Raw genomic sequence first — 18,609 nt, forward strand, 5'->3', positions numbered from 1 at the left:
AGCAGGTGTTTTTTCTTGTAATCAGTATGTAATAAAACACATGAAATTGTAAATAGTTTTTGAAGTTTTTTCTATGTTTCTAAAATTTTTCATGTTAAAATATGCTATAGAATTGAAACATACAAAACGAAGGTGGCTAGGTGCTTTGTCTGGAGGATCTGACCAAGTAAAAAATATGATATATATTAATGGTAATCGTCGGGGTCATTGTTTTATTACATCTGGAATTACGTTTAAAGAGTTTGCAAGTAACATCCCTTCACCGCTTCATCAAGTATTGCTTTTAAAGCATAATTTTGAGTGGACAGATTTTCATTATCATACTTTATTTGAATATGTCGAGGAAGAAAACATACATAAGCTAATTCAAGCAGAGATTGATGAATTTGATGAATTTTGTTGGGTAGATTTTGATGATGCAAGCGATTTAGATGAATTAGAGCCAAAGGAAATTGCAGAACTGCTATATTTGGCTCACAAAAAAGAACCACTGGGGAGAACATTCTTTCCGTTGTTGAAAAATAGATTTGTTTATTTTTCACATGATGACGGTTGGTACAACAAAGTGTATTACCGTAGAATCGGTGATTTTGTAGGAATGCTAAGTAAAGTGATTCCTTATAAACTCGGTTCGTTTGGAAAAAAACGTTTTTCTTTCTTCCAAAAATCAAAGATATTCCCAGCAATTTCAAAGGAAGTTATCATGGGACTTGTTCCGTTAATGGAAGATGGGCTTTATATTGATTTAGCGGGGAAAATTGAGTCAAGAAGAGGTCTTGAAATTCCGGTATATGTAGTTGGTTCGTTTGAAAGTACAGATGAGGTACTAGATAATATCGATGAATTGAAAGAGGAAGCAACAGAAACTGGTTGGCTCATTTTTGATAAGAAGGAACAAGAGTGGCAATGGGTTGTGGACTAAGAAAACTTGGCGAATGAAGTCAAGTTTTCTTGTCTTTTGAAAGGAGAACAAATGAAGAAATATTACACAATTGTGGGTATTGTAAGTATTATTCTTGTTGCAATATTACTTTTAACTTGTCCGAAAGAATCTGATTTTAGATTGTATTTAGAGGACAAGTATGCTTTAGAATGTGATGAGAATAGTTTTGAATGCACACAAAATGTAGGTGAAACAAAAGAGAAATTGAAGTTCATAAGCACTGATGCGCGAAATGGTGTATTTTTCATGAATGTGAAACAAGCGTATGAAACAGAAGCTGGAAAAAAGAAAGAGTATAGCGGAGTAGGTATATTTGGTACATTTCTTTTTGTTTCAGAAAAGACTTTCTCATGATAGAAGGTCTTTTTTTTATGCCTATGTTCATATAAATGAAATAAGACAAGCATAGGAGGTATATGTATGAAGAAGATCTGTATCGTTTGCGGTGGTGAAGAATTTTTTTCGTCAACATTATACGCTCGTACGAAACAAGATTGGGCGTATGCACCGAATATGTATCGATTTGAAAAGGTATTTATTGAACATAGGGATGAAGAAAATTATCCAGTCTTTCAAGAAATTATAGCAAAGCATTGTTGTGGATGCGGACATATTATGCTGTATCATGAGTGAACACACCAAGTATAACTTGGTGTGTTTTTTCTATAACGCTGATAAAGCAAGCGGATATAGTAAAGTGAATAGAACAGAAAAACTGCCAAACCCAATTGCTGTATACCCGAGTGTTCTTGCTCCAAAATTAACAGCTAATAAGCCAACTAAAATAGCAAGGGAGCCGAGTGTAACAGGATAAAAAGCAATTGAGAATAACGAAAGGAATAATGCGACATAGCCGATAATTGCACCAGTATTTGTACCTTCTATTTCATGTGCAATTTCTTTGCGCTCATGTCTAATCGGAATGCCAGCTGGAGATATTTCAGCTGCATACTCTTCCTTTTTTTCACCACTTTTAAAATGATGATTTCTCTTTCTTGGCATATACATCCCTCTCTTTCAATTGGGTGTATCTTTATTATCTTTCATAAAGAAAAGAACATGAGCATGAGTTATACCCAAGTGAAGCAAATTTTGGAGAATCTCGATTTTGTTGCTATCTTATCCATCTCCTTATGAAGATAAACAGGAATTCTGGAAAATGATGTAGAATGAAATGAATGATAATAACTGAAGGTAGGGGAATGTATGACGAAGTTTAATTGGCATGAATCGGCAGAGAAGAAATGGGATAGTAATGCAGAGTTTTGGAATCAAAATAGTGGGGAAATGTGGGATAGTGGGAGCAGGAGTACAATCATTCCATTTTTTGAGCGGTATGTAGAAAAAGGTGTATCGGTATTAGATGTTGGATGTGGTGATGGTTACGGTACATACAAATTAAGTGTTGCAGGATATAAAGCATATGGAGTCGATTTATCAGAGTTTATGATTCAAAAGGGGAAGGAACGCGGAGAAGGTCCAAATTTATCTTTTATTAAAGGTGATCTTTCTTCATTGCCATTTGAAAATGGGGAATTTGAAGCGATTATGGCAATTAATTCGCTAGAATGGACTAAGGAACCTTTGCAAGCGTTAAGTGAAATAAAGCGTGTTTTAAAGAAAGATGGCTACGCTTGTGTTGCGATTTTAGGACCGACAGCAAAGCCGCGTGAAAATAGTTATCCACGTTTATACGGAAAAAATGTCGTTTGCAATACAATGATGCCTTGGGAATTTGAGCAGTTAGCAAAAGAACAAGGATTTGAAATTGTAGATGGTATGGGTGTATATAAACGTGGTGTAAATGAAAAGATGCTTGGGCAGTTACCTACAGAGTTACAACAAGCGTTAACATTTTTATGGGTATTTATGCTAAAAAAATAAATTGCGAAGAAATGGGCGGAATTTAGGAGGTAAATAAGTGCAGAAAATACAAAAAACTGATACAATATCATCAGAATCAATTAAAGGGGGACTAGGGTATATGACAACTACTACAACAGTTAAATCCGATATTGAAATTGCACAAGAAGCAAGCATGAAGAAGATCCAAGAGATTGCAGCTGAATTAAACATTTTAGAAGAAGAATTAGAGCCATATGGACATTATAAAGGAAAATTATCTCTTGAAATTTTTAAGCGCTTACAAAGCGAGAAAGACGGAAAAGTTGTTTTAGTAACAGCGATTAACCCAACTCCAGCAGGAGAAGGTAAATCAACAGTAACAGTTGGTTTAGGGCAAGCTTTTAATAAAATTGGTAAGAAAACAGTAATTGCACTTCGCGAACCATCTCTTGGACCAACGATGGGATTAAAGGGCGGGGCAGCAGGTGGTGGTTATTCACAAGTTGTACCAATGGAAGATATTAATCTTCACTTTACTGGAGATATTCATGCGATTACAACTGCCAATAACGCACTAGCAGCGTTTATTGATAACCACATTCAACAAGGAAATACACTTCAAATTGATACACGTAAAATTGTTTGGAAGCGTTGCGTTGATTTAAATGATCGTGCACTTCGTAATGTAGTAATTGGTCTTGGTGGACCAGTTCAAGGTGTACCACGCGAAGATGGTTTTGATATTACAGTAGCATCTGAAATTATGGCCGTATTCTGCCTTGCGATAGATATTCAAGATTTAAAAGCACGTCTATCTCGCATCGTAGTCGCTTATAACTTTGCGAATCAGCCGGTAACAGTTAAAGATTTAGGAGTAGAAGGAGCATTAACACTTCTATTAAAAGATGCATTAAAACCAAACTTAGTACAAACATTAGAAAATACACCAGCAATCATTCATGGTGGACCATTTGCTAATATCGCTCACGGTTGTAACAGCGTTATTGCTACAACAATGGCAGCGAAATTAGGTGATTATGTTATTACAGAAGCTGGATTTGGTGCGGATTTAGGTGCTGAGAAGTTTCTGGATATTAAAGCACGCGCAGCTGGCATTAAACCAGAGGCAGTCGTTATCGTTGCGACGATTCGAGCGCTTAAAATGCACGGTGGTGTGGCAAAAGACCAACTAAAAGAAGAAAATGTAGACGCGTTAGCAAAAGGAATGGAAAACTTACAAAAACATGTTGAAACAATCCAAAGCTTCGGCGTTCCATTCGTAATTGCGATTAACAAATTTATTACAGATACAGATGCAGAAGTTACATACTTACAAGAATGGTGCAACGAGCGTGGTTATGCAGTATCCTTAACAGAAGTTTGGGAAAAAGGTGGCCAAGGCGGTGTTGATTTAGCTGAGAAAGTATTAAAAGAAATTGAAAAAGGTGAAAACAATTACGCACCACTTTATGAATTAGAATTACCATTAGAAGAAAAAATTCGTACAATTGCTCAAAAAGTGTACGGTGCAAAAGATATTGAGTTTGCCCCGAAAGCACGTAAACAATTAGCTCAATTTGAAGGAGAAGGCTGGAGTAACCTACCAATTTGTATGGCGAAAACACAATATTCTCTTTCTGACGATGCAACAAAATTAGGTCGTCCATCTGACTTTATCGTTACAATTCGTGAACTAAAACCATCAATCGGTGCAGGGTTTATCGTTGCGTTAACAGGAACAATGTTAACAATGCCAGGCCTTCCAAAACAACCAGCAGCACTACAAATGGATGTAAATGAAGATGGAAAAGCAGTAGGTTTATTCTAAAAGGTTGTAATTCATCTCGTTTATCTGTAAACTATATATACATCAAGTGGCGCCTTTCCATCGAAAGGCGCCTGTTTTTTGGAGGAAATTATGTTTGATCCAACTGCTTTTGACAATTTAAAAGTAATCGTAGAAGGTGCTGTTTATGATTTTGATTTACATGGAGACATTCTTGTAACAAATCGAAAAGATATGATGGACCTTGCCTCATTAAGTCGTATATATCATATCTCATTTCAATTAACAGAACCGTTCGAACCATTAGTAGAAGCAACATTTTCATTATCTGTGGATGCAAAGAACTTGTCTGGTGAAATACTAGAAGTGCCTCAGTTTACACCAGGTTGTGAAATGAAGTTAGCATTTTCATTCCCGATAGAACAGCCAGAGATAGGATGCGAAGAAATTGAAACTTTAATGCGTTCTATATGGGGAAAAGAAAGAATGATTATGCAGAAAGTTTCATACGAATATAATAAGCAAGCGATTTCATATCATAATAAGGTAGAGGTTCTATTTCAAAAAGCGATTACAGAAGACCATGTTGATGATTTAATAGCTGTTATTTCTCACATGATAGAAACAGTGCGAGCAATACAGCATTTTCTTCAAAAATAGAGATAAAGGAGAAAAACGAATGATAAAAGATATGCAACCATTTTTACAACAAGCTTGGGAGAAGGCTGGTTTTAAAGAGTTAACTGAAATTCAAAAACAAGCGATTCCAACTATTTTAGAAGGACAAGACGTTATTGCTGAATCCCCAACTGGAACAGGTAAAACATTAGCGTATTTATTACCCCTTTTACATAAAATTAATCCTGAAGTAAAACAGCCACAAATTGTTGTTTTAGCGCCAACACGTGAACTTGTAATGCAAATTCACGAAGAGGTTCAAAAGTTTACAGCAGGAACTGATATTTCAGGTGCATCTTTAATTGGTGGTGCAGATATTAAGCGCCAAGTAGAAAAATTAAAGAAACACCCGAGAGTAATTGTTGGTTCACCAGGACGTATTTTAGAATTAATTCGTATGAAAAAGCTAAAAATGCACGAAGTGAAAACAATTGTATTTGATGAGTTTGATCAAATTGTAAAACAAAAGATGATGGGCGCTGTACAGGATGTAATCAAATCAACGATGCGCGATCGTCAATTAGTATTCTTTTCAGCTACAATGACAAAAGCAGCAGAAGATGCGGCACGTGATTTAGCAGTTGAACCACAATTAGTACGTGTAACACGTTCAGAGTCAAAAAGCTTAGTTGAGCACACGTATATCATTTGTGAGCGACGCGAAAAAAATGATTATGTAAGAAGAATTATGCATATGGGCGATGTAAAAGCGGTAGCATTCTTAAATGACCCATTCCGTTTAGATGAAATTACGGAGAAATTGAAGTTCCGTAAAATGAAAGCTGCAGCACTTCATGCAGAGGCAAGTAAGCAAGAGCGTGAAGCAACGATGCGGGCGTTCCGCGGCGGAAAATTAGAAATTTTACTTGCTACTGATATTGCAGCACGTGGAATAGATATTGATGATTTAACACATGTCATTCACTTAGAGTTACCAGACACAGTAGACCAATATATTCACCGCTCAGGCCGTACTGGACGTATGGGTAAAGAAGGAACTGTTGTTTCTCTTGTAACACAACAAGAAGAGCGTAAATTACTTCAATTTGCGAAAAAATTAGGTATCGTGTTTACGAAGCAAGAAATGTTCAAAGGATCATTTGTAGAAACGAAACCGAAAGCACCAAAGAAAAAGAAACCAGCATTTACTGGGAAGAAAAAGCCTAGATAATGTGAAACTTTAATCAGTGGTGGCTGTTCCCCACTGATTATTAGCTCTCACCAATCGGGCGTTTACAGGCAGTTAATCTCCCACCTAACTTCTTTGCTCTACCTGAATTTTTGAGGTGGGAGTCTTACTGCCCGTAAATAATGGGAAAGACGTAACTATACGTAGTTACGTCTTTTTTGTTTGAGTTAAATCATTTGTATGATTTATTGTGCTCTTTTCGGATAAATAAATATTTACTCTTAAAAATGTCCAAAAAGATTATTCACTAACTAAAATTTTTTCTAAGTAAACGTAGGGGGTTATTGGTATAATTAATTTCGTATTCCATTTTATGGATTAACCAATTGATATAGAGCCTATGTTTTTGACTATATGAAAACACTACTTATTTCATGTTAAAAATCATTAATATAAAAAACTACATAGCTTCTTTTTTTGGGCAATTAAAAAACATATTAAAGTAAGGAGTTATATCGTAATGGGAATATTTTGAAGTAATGTTCAAAAAGCTGAACAAATTGCTACTCAAATGAGATCTTCTTCTGACGCAATTCAAAAACAATAACACAAGCAACACGTACGACATTAACTGTTAATTACAAAGCGAAAGAAGTAAACAATAATAAGATTCAAGTCGATACAGTTAGATATGTAAGACAAACATCTCACGGATTTAAAATAGAAATGATTATAAAAAATAATGAGATAATAACCGGATATCCCGTTTATACTAGGAGGTGAAAAATGAAATATATATACGAGTTTTATCGTGATGGACTTGGTGGATTAAGAATACGTTTGCCAAAGGAGATTTCTATGCAATTAAAAAAGAATTCAGAAGATCCAGTTTATCAGTTTTTAGCAGCAACGTTTCATCAAGATACATTTTACGAAGAAGCACTTCAGGAGTTACTTGAAGAAGCAAGTACGGAATATTTACAATACGCTATCATTTTTTTTACTGACTTTATTAAAAGTGGTTATGAGGATAATGAAAAAAACAACTACATTCAGCGGTGTGCAGATGGAATACTTTTCGAAAGTTTAGACATAACGCCTATAGTATGGTTACAACAGACCCTTGAAATACTAAAAGAATTTATAAAGAGTAAAGAATAATAGCTATAAATTTTGTAAAGGACTTTTTGATATATTGCTTTTTGATTTATTTGAAGGAATCGCTTTAGTTGGTGAGGTTTTACGATTGGATGTTCATTCCAAAACGTGGATAGAAGAGCTTGATAAAGTTTTGAATGGTAATGTGCATTTTCTAGAATTTGGAGGGAAATAAAAAAATGAAAATTTGTTTTGATAAAATAGTTAGAGAGTGGCAACAGTGTAATGATTCATTGCCAAAATCTTTATGGATAGAAGAAGCAGATACTTTTATCTACGAAGGAAAACCAGATGCAGAAGGGTACGTATGCTGGCGACCTTTAGAGAAACATGTAATTCATGATTTTTCTCATATAGAAAAAGATTGGGGAATACAATTACATAATTCAATTCAAGAATATTATAATTCTTATTGGTTTTTAGATTTAGGGGGTAATTATTTAGGTTATGATTTTGAGTTGAATCCAGTTATACCAGGAATTGAACTGCATGACTTTTATGTATCATTACAAGGATATAAAAGTGCACATGATAATCAGTTGAATAATATTCCTATTGGGATGGAGTTCAATGGATTTTTGGTAGTTGTAGATAACGAAAATGGAAAAGTAAAATTAGAAGATTATGAAGGAGGGAGTTTCAAAGTTATTTGTGATAGTTTAGCAGAATTAATTTTAAATCTTTCATAAGATATAGTGAACTACTCGCCACTTAGCAAAGCTTGAAGTGGGAGCTTCTCAGTTCCACTACGAAAGTAACCGCCTCCCTGAGCATTACTTCGGGGCGTTACACCCCTAGATGTCCAAAGTTTGGATGCACTCTGGATACGGTTGATATTTTACGCAGGAACCGAATGGATTGGTTTGCGCACTCTATTTCCTTTCTGTAATCTCCTAGATCCAGTTTATCAAAAGTTTTTGGCTATGCCAAACTGAAATTCATCTCCCACCTATCGCCCTTCACACGCTTGAGGAAGGAGAATTCTTTCGGTAAATTTGTTAAAAAATAATAAGTAAATTTTAGTGTGATTTTTGGTGTGCAATGAGTTAAGATTTCTTGTAACTTAGCGATAAGCTTGTGTTTTACTAATAGGATAAAGACAAATAAACTAATGGAATCTTGCATAATATTAGGTAGTTCTTCTGAAAAAAATAATCGGAGAAGTTATAAAAGGAGTTTGGAGTGTATTTGGAAAAATTTATTGGAGAATTCAAGGAATTAAATAATACATTTAATAAAGCTAAAGATTTAGCTCGTATCCCTAGATCACAACAAGCTACACGACATTGGTAAGTAGGAGATGATATATCTAAAAAAGAGTATGAATCTAAGAACTATGAATGTAGTGCTAACTACACTCATCATGGGCGTTACTATGAGTGTGATGAATCTCAAAGTAAACAAGCTAATTGTGAGCATATTAATGATGGCGTATTACATACACATGCAGCTAAACTAAAAGAAGAAGCTAATCCGTATACTTATAATTTTATGAAGAAAAGATATTTAAACATATACAGGCCTAATAACAACCTATAATTAATGAGAGGCGTATAGATTATGATATATCAAAGTGAGAGGATTCGTAGGAAAAAGGCGTTAATTAGTGCTAAAAAAATCGTTAGTCAATTTTCAAATTTAGAATTTATTGAATTTGAAAATCCCGTTTCTTCATGGATAGAACTATTCGATATAGCATTGAAAAAGTTTCGTAAGGTTGATTCTAAACCAAAGTTCCGTATTCCAATTGGTGCTGTTAAAAGTAAGTATATTTTTTGGATTGAAAATTCTTTAGGTTCTTTAAATTTTTCAAATCATAAAACAGAATATTTTATATTAGTTCCTAATTGTTTAGAACCGATATGGGTAAATGTTAGGATATTGAACTTCACAAAATTTATTGAAGAACTTTGGGACATTTCTGAAACTAATGAATTTATAATTGCTGATAAGGTCATGGGCCAAATTGTACAAATATTTTCTGAGGAAGAATATTATGAAATTCATTTTGAGTGTTGCGACATAAAGCCCATTGACTCTTCAAAAAATGGATACTAAATGATAAAAAACAGCCAGTCATGACTCGGGAATTGACATATGAAGTCGATGGACAAAAAATTATAGGTCAAGTTGCTGATATTTATCAATATCATACAGGGGGGGATTTTATTGGCTTAATCGTTCACGGTTCAGTAGTAAAAGGTGGCGTTATTCCTGGTTCAAGTGATATTGATTTTCATCTTTATTTGAAGGAAACTGCTTTTGAAAAACAAGGGGTATTACCATTGGAGCTATACTTAGAAATTCATCGTGATTTAAGCAAAATTGATACAAAACCATTTAGTTATATTCAATGTGAAGCACTAACAGATAAATTACCAGAAGGATTTGTTGGTCCAGTACCTGGTGCTTATCAAATTGTAGCTGGAAGGTTGCCGGTCAAGGAAGCAACAAATGAGCAATTGAAGCAGACAGCAATAAAAGCATTAAATAATATAATTGTTGTACCAAAGTATTTTTCAACTCTTTTAGACCACGGAAAAGAGCGATTAGATAGAGTTGTTCGTTTACTCAGTACACAAGTTTCTCCAACAATATATCATGTTTTATCCCATGTACATCATGATGCAATTGAAGTATGGCAAATGCCAAAAAATAAGGCAATACATTTTTTACCTGAGGACGAAATGAAAAATATAGCAATCCAGTTTTATGAATGCACTAAAAGATATTACTCTGATGAAAGTTCGGTAGCTGATGCTTTAGATATGGTATATAATGGGTCAAAGTTTTTTGAAAGTGTTAAAGTTTGGTTTGAAAACCAAAAGTGATTATGTAAAAACTAGTTAAAGGTAAATTGTTATTTAATAAACAAGTGCATTAGTGAAACAAGCTAATCTAAAAAAGTTGGTTCCTTTGCGTACAGGAAATCGGCTTTTTCTTAATAAAATTTTGTTTAGCGTACGAAATTCGTGTTTTTCGGCTCTCGAATGAAACAACTTTATTATCATTACACAGGGAGGAGGTTAAGCAATGAGAGCACCATATCAAGTATTGATATTTCCTTATATAAAAACTGATGATTCTATTTAATATGCTATTTTTAACCGAAGTGATTATGGTTATTGGCAAGGAATAGCTGGTGGTGGAGAAGATGGTGAGACTCCGATTGAATCAGCAAAACGGGAAGCGTTTGAAGAGGCTGGTATTATAAGAGAATGTCCATATATAAAATTAGATTCTGTGTCTTCACTACCAGTAGAGGATGTAGTTGGAGGATTCCTTTGGGGAGAAGATGTTTATGTAATAAAAGAATTTTCTTTTGGAGTTAAAGTTCCTACAAAAAATATTTCATTATCCAAAGAGCACTTCAATTTTAAATGGTTATGCTTTGAGGAAGCAGTAACGCTTTTGAAATGGGATAGCAACAAAACAGCATTGTGGGAATTAAACAAAAGGCTATTATAACAATTAAAGTGTTAGCTAACAAAGACATGAGTAATATAAGAATAAAACAACTTAAAAAAGCCTTGCTACACTTCATATGCAGCAAGACTTTTATTTTTCTTAGCGTGTTTTTTTTCCGAAATGTTGGTGATACCCCATCGCCATTAAGCTAAGAAAAGCAAATACCCCCAAACGAAAAAATGAGCTTTTTTGTTACAAGTTAGCACAAAGTTTCGTTCTGGGGGTACTATAAAATTTTAGCTTGATGGGCATGTGGCGGGACCCCTTATTGAACTAAAGGGTGCTTTGGTTGAACAACATTTAAATAACTTTATTATCACTTTACCTTCTGATGGATATTCTTGAAAAGGGAGTAATGTTGTATGAAATCAATAAATGTAAATGGGAATATATATCATATTGAATCTGTTCCATTTGAAGATAAGAGTGAGCAGGATGAAGAGGGATACTACGAATATTTTTACAAAGGAGTCGATTTATCTTTTCACTCTGATAAAGAAATAATTAAAGCCCGAATTTATGACGAGGAAGAAATAATATATTTCTTAAAAAATCCAATTCTTGCTTTTGATAAAGATTTTGAAGCGATAAAGGTATATATAATTAAAGAATATGATGTAAATAAATTTAAGATTCCAGGTGGGGAAAAAGCCTATATAGAGTTATAGCCATAATCAATCTTTATCTTTACCATGATATATTAAATGCAAAAGGTAGATAGTTATATGATTCGTGAAACTGAACCAAAGGACGGTAATATAATTGAAAATCTATATTAAAAAATTGGTTGTTCCCCAAAACGACAAAAATGAGCTGAATGATCATAAATAATTGTAAAGAGATAAAAAAATTGTTTAGGGGGACTTCGTAACCGTAGCTTGATAGCGATGGGGTACAGCCACATTATTGCTATTAAGCAAAGGTTATTAAGTTCCCCATAGCAAAAAGATAACTTTTTAATGACTAGCGATTTATAAGCATTCAACTGAATGAAAAAGGATTAACAATAGTACCTGTAGAAACCTACATAGAATATAAAAACCATTAGGGGGAAAATAAATGATTCATAAAGTCGGACAAATTATGCTGTATGTAAATAATCAAGATGAGGCAGTAAATTTTTGGACGGAAAAGGTAGGGTTTCATGTAGTAGCAGAGGAAGATAACAAGCAAGGAATGAGATGGATTGAAATCGCTCCGACTAACGGTGCAGAAACAAGCATTATATTACATAATAAAGAAGCTATTTCGAAAATGAGCCCAGAATTGAATCTTGGTACACCGTCTTTAATGTTCTTCTCAGAAAATCTTGACCAATTATATACAGATTTAACAAATAAAAATGTTACTGTTGGCGAAATGGTAACTATGCCTTCTGGTAAAGTGTTTAACTTTGCTGATAGTGAAGGGAATTATTTTGCGGTTATGGAAAAGAACCAATAATAATATTGTTATGTGAAAATCCCCCTCAAATATCTTGAGGGGGATTACATGTTTGAAGTGGATCTTTCATTAGAGAGTTGATTAATAAAAAATGCCCCTTTTTCAATAGCTGTCTCGATATAACCAACAATTTGGTCAAACGAAAACACCTGTAAGTCTTCATGCAAAAGTTGCTCTGGATACAACATATCTTCAAAAAGATACTTTCGAAAAGCTAAAACGTTTTCTTTAGAAACCTCTTCAATATCCACGATGTGAGCCTCTTGATTGAGAAGAGAGAAGAGCTGTTGTTCATTATCGTAATGATGAAGTAACTTTGCATTCAATAATTTAAAATCGTTATAGTACATAGGTGCGATAGTTTCGTCGTTTTCTATTCTATTTTTTAGCCAAGGTAGAAAAAAGCCGCTTAGCCAATTGTCATCGGCAATGAGGTGGGTGTAATAACCTAAGAGAAAAGGGGAATCCATATGAACTTTATATTTATGAAAAAAGAATTGAAATCTATCCTTCTCGTATAGTTTTTCGTTGTGCCAGCGTAAAAGTGTGAAGTTTCTTTTTTTTCTGCTGAATGAACCGCATCAGGGGCTACCCCTCCAAGTATGAAAGATGTTTTATCTTGAATACATAGTTTTTCGGCAATACCGTTAGCGATAATAGCATGCATAATTCGTGATCCCATGAATGACACCTCGATTTCAAGTATTTATTTCAGGAAGAGGACTGAACAGTTAGTATTACTTTCCCTGTACTTTTTCTACTTTCGACCCATTCATGTGCTTTCCCTGCATCTTGAAGTGGAAAAGATTTCGTAGCCTTAATTTGCAAACGTCCGTCACGTAAATAACGGAAAACTTCATTTGCAGTTTTTTGGAGTAGTTCCGGACGTTTTTTTCGGGTAGTGCCGAAACTGAATCCGAGTATAGAGCGGCAACTTGCATGTAAATCTTTCGTTTCAAAATTACCAATTTCACCGCTAGCATTACCGAAATGAACGAGGCGACCATAATAAGCAAGACATTTTAAACTTCTTTCCGAAACAGTTCCAGAAATAGAGTCTAAAATGATATTAACTCCTTCTCCGTTTGTCAGTTCATTGACTTTCTCTACAAAATCTTCATCTTGATGACAAATAACATAATCAGCTCCAGCATCTAAAGCAATTTCTTTTTTTGCTTCACTTCCGACAATACCGATAACTTTTCCAGCCCCTAATAGTTTTGCAAGTTGAATCGCTGTAGTACCAATTCCACCAGCAGCTGCATGAATGAGTACAGATTCACCTTGTTGAATCCTTGCAACATTTGCAAGTAAATTATAACTTGTAAAAGATACGATCGGACAAGCAGCTGCAGTTTGAAAGTCGACTTCATCAGGTAAAACGAAAGTAAGGTTTTCATTTGCAACAACGTATTCTGCGTGAGATCCATTTTGAGGAAAAGCAATGACACGCTGTCCAGGGTGAATATTTTTCACATGAGAACCGACACGTTCTACAATACCAGCGGCATCTAGCCCTGGTATAAAAGGTAGTGCTTTATTTCCTTTTTTGCCATAACGGGATTTAATATCAGCGAAATTTACACTAGTAGCAACAACGCGAATTAAAACTTGATTGTCTAAAATAGTCGGCATATCCACATCTGTATATTTCATCACTTCAGGACTACCGAACGACGTTACAATGATAGCTTTCATCATATATCCTCCTAAATTTGACTATATAAATCATTTTAAACCTTCATTAGAAATTGGAAAATTATATAATAGTTATGCATGGTTATAAGTGAAGCTTATGAACCCATTGAATCATTATATTAATTTATATAAAAAACTTTTGAAAAAATCGAACGAAATATGAATTACTTGCCAATATATTGTGTAAGACAAAGGAGGGATGGTATATGAAGAGTGAAATAGATTACGTACATTTAATCCAATTAACTTTATCGGGCAATAAAGAAGCGTATAGCGAATTATATGATAAAACGATTCAAGAAGTATATAAAACAGCACATTTCTTAATAGAGGATAAAACGGATGTAGATGATGTCGTTCAAGAAATATACATACAGCTATATGAATCGCTTCGTAAATACGATAGTGAAAAGCCATTTCGTCCTTGGCTAATTGGACTTGCGATTAAACAAATTCATTCTTATAGAAGAAAGAGGTGGATGCGACTACGAATTATAAAAAAAGCAGAAGAGCAAAGAACACCAGTAAAAATTGATTTTTCTAACGATGTTGTAAGTAAAATATCAAATCAAAAACTAATCGAACTCATTCATAAATTACCGTATAAATTGAAACAAGTGATTATTTTAAGATACTTACACGATTATTCACAAGAAGAAGTAGCACAAATATTACATATTCCAATCGGTACAGTGAAGTCTAGAACTCATGCGGCATTAAAGAAACTACGTCAAAAAGAGCAAGTAGAAGAAATCTTTTTAGGAGAGGTAGGGAATGTGAAATGAGTTTAGATTGCAGAGTTAGAGAATCTATACAAGAAGAAGCGAAGGGGATTGTTGCACCGCCGGAGTTAAAAGAAAAAGTAATCGTTCAAATAAAGATGAATCAAGGGGGGCGTAAGAGAAAGAAACGTCTTATCGCAGGAGTGCTTGCAGCAACTCTTTTAATCCCGACGACTGGTTTTGCGTATCAATCTATTATGGCGGATGGTATATACGGATCTTTTGAGAATGTAAAAAAACATGCCGGAGCGATGACATTAGAAGCGTATATGCGTTTTAATGCAAAATTATCAGAAGCGAAAGATGAAATGGGTGCGAAGGAATATGAAGAGTTTACAAAAGAGCTAAAAAAACTTACAAATGCAAAGCTTGAGTACGGAGATTCGAACGGTAATATTGATTATGATCAATTATCACCAGCAAAAAGAGAAGAAATGAAAAAGGTAAGTATGGGCCTTCAACCATACTTTGATAAATTAAATGGTCATAAATCTAGTAAAGAAGTATTAACACAAGAAGAGTTTGATCGCTATATGGAAGCTTTAATGACACATGAAATAGTACGAGTGAAGACAAAATCAACTGGTGGAATGAAAGTAGAAGAAGTACCTGAGGCGTACAAAGAAAGATTTATGAAAGCGGAGCAGTTTATGGAGTATGTAGATGAAAAGGTGAGATAAGTAAAAAAGCTCATAGCCTAAGCTCTGAGCTTTTCTTATTGAAACGGAAGTATATTAACCACCTATGCCTTTTGCTAGTAATAAGAAATATACAAATACTAGTATTACACCATTTAATACTGTACCAACTATTCTAAATAACCAATTTTTTGATGCGATCGCAAAAATAATGCCGAGTAATGAAAGTATGCCTAGAATCGTAATAATTAAAGTTAAATTTGCATTAGGTCCTCTTAGAATAAAGAAAGAACATAAACTTGCGAGAAACATTAGAAACGAGAATCCAAAAAATCTATACATAATAATTCTCCCTTGGTTGAAATGTATTTTGACATAGTGCACGATTTTCTTTAGTTTAACATAAATTTCCTAGTACATATTGAATATATTTACAATAAAAAACGAGTATAAAATCTACGTGATTTCATACTCGTTTTATTATTACTTAAATTTTCTTACCGCATGAATAGCTACTCTTACAAGTAATATCGCACTTATAAATAAACCACCGTAACCAACGACACTTAAAAATTGATCATTTGGCTCTTTCGCATTGTTTGCTAAATGCAATACGCCTACCGAAATCCCACCAAATGCAGTTCCAATAAATGCAATGAGGAATTGTGAGATAAACGTAGTAATGAATGATGCATTTGTTTCGTCAGAGAAAAAGCCGACCTTTACGGATAATTCTCCGTTTTCTAGTTTTGAACTTAAATCATCTAGTTTTCTAGGAATGCGTCGTACGGCAGGTAACATAGAGAGTAATTCGTTTGTTGCGGCTTCTTTTAGACTAGAATAATTGTTAACTGGCATGAAACTAGCTGCATGATCTTTCGCAAAGCGTTTCGCTTCGTCCATTAAATTGAATTCAGGATTTAGTTGCAGCATCGTTCCTTCTAGTGTAATTAGAGAGCGGAAAGCCCCTGCAACCATTGGATAAAATGCTAATTCAAACTCAGCGATTATTTGAAACAACCCTTGAATGAATTCTTCAGAACCATTTGTAGAAACGTACGTATTTTGGATTAATAATTGACTAATAGATTGTTCTAATCCTTCTTTATCAACATTTGGTTTCTTTTCAACTAATTGAAGCAGTCCATCAAGCAAGACATATGAATTTTTGCGCTCAAAGCCAATAAGTAGTCGCTTGAATGCATCTTGTTGTAGTGTTCCTAATCGTCCGACAGAACCGAAATCAAGTAATGCAGGAGTGCCATCACGAAGAATATACACATTACCTGGATGAGGGTCTGCATGGAAAATACCTTTAAAGAAAATTTGCTCTAAAATACAATCAAAGAGTTGCCGTTGTACTTTTTTCGTATCAATTTGTAATTCATTTAATAATGCTGACCCACTTTTAACACTTACTCCATCTAAAAATTCAAGCACAAGTATTTTTGAATTACTGTATTCTTGATATACTTTCGGTATTTTTACTTTCGTTTCGCTATTTTTTAGTGAATCTGACACTTGTTCGAAGTTACGAGCCTCAATTTTGAAATCAATTTCTTCTTTCATTGCGATAGAGAAGCCATGTGCTAAATCAACAAATCCGATATTTTTAGCCCAAGTTGATTTGTTGGAAATCCATAAAGAAAAGTGAATTAAAATATCTAAGTCACGTTTAATTGTCTCAGAAATATTAGGACGTAGCAGTTTAACGACGACATCCTGGTCGCTATCTTTCAACTTCGCTTTATGTACTTGGCCAATCGAGGCGGCAGCTAACGGTTCCATTTCAAAGGAGCTGAAAATTTCATCTTTTGGTATATGTAATTCCTTTTTCAATATTTCTTCAACTTGTTGTTGTGATAAACGTGTTACATTTTCCTGAAGGTTTGATAACTCGTGAATAAAAACAGGTGGTAATAAATCAGATCGAGTTGATAAAACTTGTCCGAATTTAATAAATACACCACCGCATTCTTCTAGTGTATTTCGAAGTGAAGTGGCGAGCTTACGATCTGCTTCTGGCGAGCGCTTTAAAGCTAAATATTTTCCCATTCCGTGTTTTATTGCAATAGAAGAGACGCGCATATATCTTTTTTGTCTACCAATCTTAGCAAAGAATTTTGAAATAGGATTTCGGCTTTCCATTACTACGTCATCCATTTCACCACGCCTAATAGGATCAAATAATTCAAAAACTAGGTAACAAAGCATCGATACAATTAATGAGCTTCCTAGCCAAAAATATCTATCAACACCGACAATCGATTCATCTTGATAGCGTAAATATAAAAACCAATACATAGCTGACGTAAGTGAAACACCTAAAGTGGCTGCACTTGCTTGTTTGAAAAGATTTAGTTTTGTACCAATTAGTCGACCACTAATAAAAGACATAATGACTGCTAGTAGAAAAAATTGAAAAAACATTGTATCATTCCTCCGAATTTTATTCGATAACTGTATTATACAGGAATATAATTATTCTAAAAACAAGCCAAGGCAGTACAATCCTTGACTTGCATGATTAAATAGAGTATTCAATTATATTTTTTCATATTTGCAGTATCTTTTTGTATAAAACAATCTAATAGCGAGTAACCAGCTATTAAACTAATTATCGTAACAAAAGTTGTATTTATAAGAATAATATTAGCTAAGTAAGGTAGGTATTCACCAACTGGTGAAAAGAGTAGAGCTGGAGAAAAGGAAATGAATAGTGTAGGCAACGTAATAGCGATAAACTTATCCGGTTGAAAGCTCCAGATTTGTTTACTCGTTTCGCGATTAATGGATTGAAGGAATCGTAATAAAATGCCAACTATAAGAGGGAAGAGTGTAAAGTAAAATAATCTTGGATAAACGTTAAAATTCACCTGCGCGTCTGTATCTAAATAAAATTGAATTTTCACTCCGACAAATAATAATAAGACGATAAATAATGTGAAGCAGAGGTATAGCATCACTTTTTGCATTACATTCCACCATCCTTTACTAAAAATATATTCAACAAAAGAAGAGATATACAATAACTGCTGTTT

The 18,609-nt window shown here is 34.1% G+C and carries 21 protein-coding genes and 1 pseudogene; 16 read left to right on the forward strand and 6 right to left on the reverse strand.

Going from position 1 to position 18,609, the window contains the following annotated elements:
• The first annotated feature begins 145 nt into the window (after window positions 1-145).
• From DJ93_RS22905 to DJ93_RS22915, 3 genes are all read left to right on the forward strand, one after another.
• Complete coding sequence (locus DJ93_RS22905) at window positions 146-922, forward strand: hypothetical protein (protein ID WP_042983401.1); 777 nt, start codon at window positions 146-148, stop codon at window positions 920-922.
• 51 nt (window positions 923-973) lie between these two features.
• Entirely contained in the window at window positions 974-1,297 is a 324-nt protein-coding gene (locus DJ93_RS22910) for a hypothetical protein (protein ID WP_042983402.1), read from the forward strand.
• A gap of 66 nt (window positions 1,298-1,363) precedes the next feature.
• The gene (locus tag DJ93_RS22915) at window positions 1,364-1,576 is read left to right on the forward strand and encodes a hypothetical protein (RefSeq protein WP_042983403.1); all 213 of its coding nucleotides are present in this window, start codon (window positions 1,364-1,366) and stop codon (window positions 1,574-1,576) included.
• A 30-nt stretch (window positions 1,577-1,606) separates the two neighbouring features.
• On the opposite strand, the gene DJ93_RS22920 is transcribed toward DJ93_RS22915, so the two are convergent.
• Entirely contained in the window at window positions 1,607-1,945 is a 339-nt protein-coding gene (locus DJ93_RS22920) for a hypothetical protein (RefSeq protein ID WP_042983404.1), read from the reverse strand.
• 204 nt (window positions 1,946-2,149) lie between these two features.
• Here DJ93_RS22920 and DJ93_RS22925 point away from each other — a divergent pair, with 204 nt between their 5' ends.
• From DJ93_RS22925 to DJ93_RS22975, 11 genes are all read left to right on the forward strand, one after another.
• Window positions 2,150-2,827, forward strand: coding sequence for a class I SAM-dependent methyltransferase (locus DJ93_RS22925; RefSeq protein ID WP_042983405.1), 678 nt, complete (start codon window positions 2,150-2,152; stop codon window positions 2,825-2,827).
• Window positions 2,828-2,927: 100 nt separating this feature from the next.
• Window positions 2,928-4,616, forward strand: a complete 1,689-nt coding sequence (locus DJ93_RS22930; RefSeq protein ID WP_042984312.1) for a formate--tetrahydrofolate ligase — start codon at window positions 2,928-2,930, stop codon at window positions 4,614-4,616.
• Window positions 4,617-4,706: 90 nt separating this feature from the next.
• A complete protein-coding gene (locus DJ93_RS22935) occupies window positions 4,707-5,234 on the forward strand; it encodes a hypothetical protein (protein ID WP_042983406.1) in 528 nt (175 codons plus the stop codon).
• 19 nt (window positions 5,235-5,253) lie between these two features.
• Window positions 5,254-6,423 carry a DEAD/DEAH box helicase gene (locus DJ93_RS22940; RefSeq protein ID WP_042983407.1) on the forward strand — a complete coding sequence of 390 codons (1,170 nt, stop codon included), beginning with the start codon at window positions 5,254-5,256 and terminating at the stop codon, window positions 6,421-6,423.
• A gap of 744 nt (window positions 6,424-7,167) precedes the next feature.
• Window positions 7,168-7,542 carry a hypothetical protein gene (locus DJ93_RS22945; RefSeq protein WP_241484311.1) on the forward strand — a complete coding sequence of 125 codons (375 nt, stop codon included), beginning with the start codon at window positions 7,168-7,170 and terminating at the stop codon, window positions 7,540-7,542.
• Window positions 7,543-7,718: 176 nt separating this feature from the next.
• Complete coding sequence (locus DJ93_RS22950) at window positions 7,719-8,228, forward strand: SecY-interacting protein Syd (protein WP_042983408.1); 510 nt, start codon at window positions 7,719-7,721, stop codon at window positions 8,226-8,228.
• A gap of 871 nt (window positions 8,229-9,099) precedes the next feature.
• Window positions 9,100-9,597, forward strand: coding sequence for a hypothetical protein (locus DJ93_RS22955; RefSeq protein ID WP_042983409.1), 498 nt, complete (start codon window positions 9,100-9,102; stop codon window positions 9,595-9,597).
• Window positions 9,598-9,617: 20 nt separating this feature from the next.
• Window positions 9,618-10,370 (forward strand): hypothetical protein, encoded by a 753-nt coding sequence (locus tag DJ93_RS33900; protein ID WP_042983410.1) that lies wholly within the window; start codon window positions 9,618-9,620, stop codon window positions 10,368-10,370.
• Between the two features lie 268 nt (window positions 10,371-10,638).
• Window positions 10,639-11,007, forward strand: coding sequence for an NUDIX hydrolase (locus DJ93_RS22965; protein WP_241484363.1), 369 nt, complete (start codon window positions 10,639-10,641; stop codon window positions 11,005-11,007).
• Between the two features lie 362 nt (window positions 11,008-11,369).
• Window positions 11,370-11,675: a hypothetical protein gene (locus DJ93_RS22970; protein ID WP_042983411.1), complete on the forward strand. Its 306-nt coding sequence runs from the start codon at window positions 11,370-11,372 to the stop codon at window positions 11,673-11,675.
• A 391-nt stretch (window positions 11,676-12,066) separates the two neighbouring features.
• Complete coding sequence (locus DJ93_RS22975; protein ID WP_042983412.1) at window positions 12,067-12,450, forward strand: VOC family protein; 384 nt, start codon at window positions 12,067-12,069, stop codon at window positions 12,448-12,450.
• A gap of 44 nt (window positions 12,451-12,494) precedes the next feature.
• Here the strand turns inward: DJ93_RS22975 and DJ93_RS22980 are convergent.
• A pseudogene (locus DJ93_RS22980) lies at window positions 12,495-13,132 on the reverse strand (hydrolase).
• A gap of 29 nt (window positions 13,133-13,161) precedes the next feature.
• The gene (locus tag DJ93_RS22985; protein WP_042983413.1) at window positions 13,162-14,148 is read right to left on the reverse strand and encodes a quinone oxidoreductase family protein; all 987 of its coding nucleotides are present in this window, start codon (window positions 14,146-14,148) and stop codon (window positions 13,162-13,164) included.
• A 206-nt stretch (window positions 14,149-14,354) separates the two neighbouring features.
• On the opposite strand from DJ93_RS22985, the gene DJ93_RS22990 reads away from it, so the two are divergent.
• Both DJ93_RS22990 and DJ93_RS22995 read left to right on the forward strand, forming a co-directional pair.
• A complete protein-coding gene (locus DJ93_RS22990) occupies window positions 14,355-14,933 on the forward strand; it encodes a sigma-70 family RNA polymerase sigma factor (protein ID WP_042983414.1) in 579 nt (192 codons plus the stop codon).
• Window positions 14,930-15,610: a DUF3600 domain-containing protein gene (locus DJ93_RS22995; protein WP_042983415.1), complete on the forward strand. Its 681-nt coding sequence runs from the start codon at window positions 14,930-14,932 to the stop codon at window positions 15,608-15,610. Before DJ93_RS22990 ends, DJ93_RS22995 begins: the two co-directional genes overlap by 4 nt.
• A 54-nt stretch (window positions 15,611-15,664) precedes the next feature.
• On the opposite strand, the gene DJ93_RS23000 is transcribed toward DJ93_RS22995, so the two are convergent.
• From DJ93_RS23000 to DJ93_RS23010, 3 genes are all read right to left on the reverse strand, one after another.
• Window positions 15,665-15,910, reverse strand: a complete 246-nt coding sequence (locus DJ93_RS23000; RefSeq protein ID WP_042983416.1) for a hypothetical protein — start codon at window positions 15,908-15,910, stop codon at window positions 15,665-15,667.
• A 141-nt stretch (window positions 15,911-16,051) separates the two neighbouring features.
• The gene (locus DJ93_RS23005) at window positions 16,052-17,998 is read right to left on the reverse strand and encodes an ABC1 kinase family protein (RefSeq protein ID WP_042983417.1); all 1,947 of its coding nucleotides are present in this window, start codon (window positions 17,996-17,998) and stop codon (window positions 16,052-16,054) included.
• Between the two features lie 110 nt (window positions 17,999-18,108).
• Window positions 18,109-18,543 (reverse strand): hypothetical protein, encoded by a 435-nt coding sequence (locus DJ93_RS23010; RefSeq protein WP_042983418.1) that lies wholly within the window; start codon window positions 18,541-18,543, stop codon window positions 18,109-18,111.
• Window positions 18,544-18,609 lie beyond the last annotated feature (66 nt).

The sequence above is a fragment of the Bacillus clarus genome (assembly GCF_000746925.1).
Lineage (GTDB): Bacteria > Bacillota > Bacilli > Bacillales > Bacillaceae_G > Bacillus_A > Bacillus_A clarus.

What these genes read in the sequence shown, in the direction of transcription:
- DJ93_RS22910 (WP_042983402.1), top strand. Translation starts at nt 974, where the DNA reads ATGAAGAAATATTACACAATTGTGGGTATTGTAAGTATTATTCTTGTT.
- DJ93_RS22915 (WP_042983403.1), top strand. Translation starts at nt 1,364, where the DNA reads ATGAAGAAGATCTGTATCGTTTGCGGTGGTGAAGAATTTTTTTCGTCA.
- DJ93_RS22920 (WP_042983404.1), bottom strand. Translation starts at nt 1,945, where the DNA reads ATGCCAAGAAAGAGAAATCATCATTTTAAAAGTGGTGAAAAAAAGGAA.
- DJ93_RS22925 (WP_042983405.1), top strand. Translation starts at nt 2,150, where the DNA reads ATGACGAAGTTTAATTGGCATGAATCGGCAGAGAAGAAATGGGATAGT.
- DJ93_RS22930 (WP_042984312.1), top strand. Translation starts at nt 2,928, where the DNA reads ATGACAACTACTACAACAGTTAAATCCGATATTGAAATTGCACAAGAA.
- DJ93_RS22935 (WP_042983406.1), top strand. Translation starts at nt 4,707, where the DNA reads ATGTTTGATCCAACTGCTTTTGACAATTTAAAAGTAATCGTAGAAGGT.
- DJ93_RS22940 (WP_042983407.1), top strand. Translation starts at nt 5,254, where the DNA reads ATGATAAAAGATATGCAACCATTTTTACAACAAGCTTGGGAGAAGGCT.
- DJ93_RS22945 (WP_241484311.1), top strand. Translation starts at nt 7,168, where the DNA reads ATGAAATATATATACGAGTTTTATCGTGATGGACTTGGTGGATTAAGA.
- DJ93_RS22950 (WP_042983408.1), top strand. Translation starts at nt 7,719, where the DNA reads ATGAAAATTTGTTTTGATAAAATAGTTAGAGAGTGGCAACAGTGTAAT.
- DJ93_RS22955 (WP_042983409.1), top strand. Translation starts at nt 9,100, where the DNA reads ATGATATATCAAAGTGAGAGGATTCGTAGGAAAAAGGCGTTAATTAGT.
- DJ93_RS33900 (WP_042983410.1), top strand. Translation starts at nt 9,618, where the DNA reads ATGACTCGGGAATTGACATATGAAGTCGATGGACAAAAAATTATAGGT.
- DJ93_RS22970 (WP_042983411.1), top strand. Translation starts at nt 11,370, where the DNA reads ATGAAATCAATAAATGTAAATGGGAATATATATCATATTGAATCTGTT.
- DJ93_RS22975 (WP_042983412.1), top strand. Translation starts at nt 12,067, where the DNA reads ATGATTCATAAAGTCGGACAAATTATGCTGTATGTAAATAATCAAGAT.
- DJ93_RS22985 (WP_042983413.1), bottom strand. Translation starts at nt 14,148, where the DNA reads ATGAAAGCTATCATTGTAACGTCGTTCGGTAGTCCTGAAGTGATGAAA.
- DJ93_RS22990 (WP_042983414.1), top strand. Translation starts at nt 14,355, where the DNA reads ATGAAGAGTGAAATAGATTACGTACATTTAATCCAATTAACTTTATCG.
- DJ93_RS22995 (WP_042983415.1), top strand. Translation starts at nt 14,930, where the DNA reads ATGAGTTTAGATTGCAGAGTTAGAGAATCTATACAAGAAGAAGCGAAG.
- DJ93_RS23000 (WP_042983416.1), bottom strand. Translation starts at nt 15,910, where the DNA reads ATGTATAGATTTTTTGGATTCTCGTTTCTAATGTTTCTCGCAAGTTTA.
- DJ93_RS23005 (WP_042983417.1), bottom strand. Translation starts at nt 17,998, where the DNA reads ATGTTTTTTCAATTTTTTCTACTAGCAGTCATTATGTCTTTTATTAGT.
- DJ93_RS23010 (WP_042983418.1), bottom strand. Translation starts at nt 18,543, where the DNA reads ATGCAAAAAGTGATGCTATACCTCTGCTTCACATTATTTATCGTCTTA.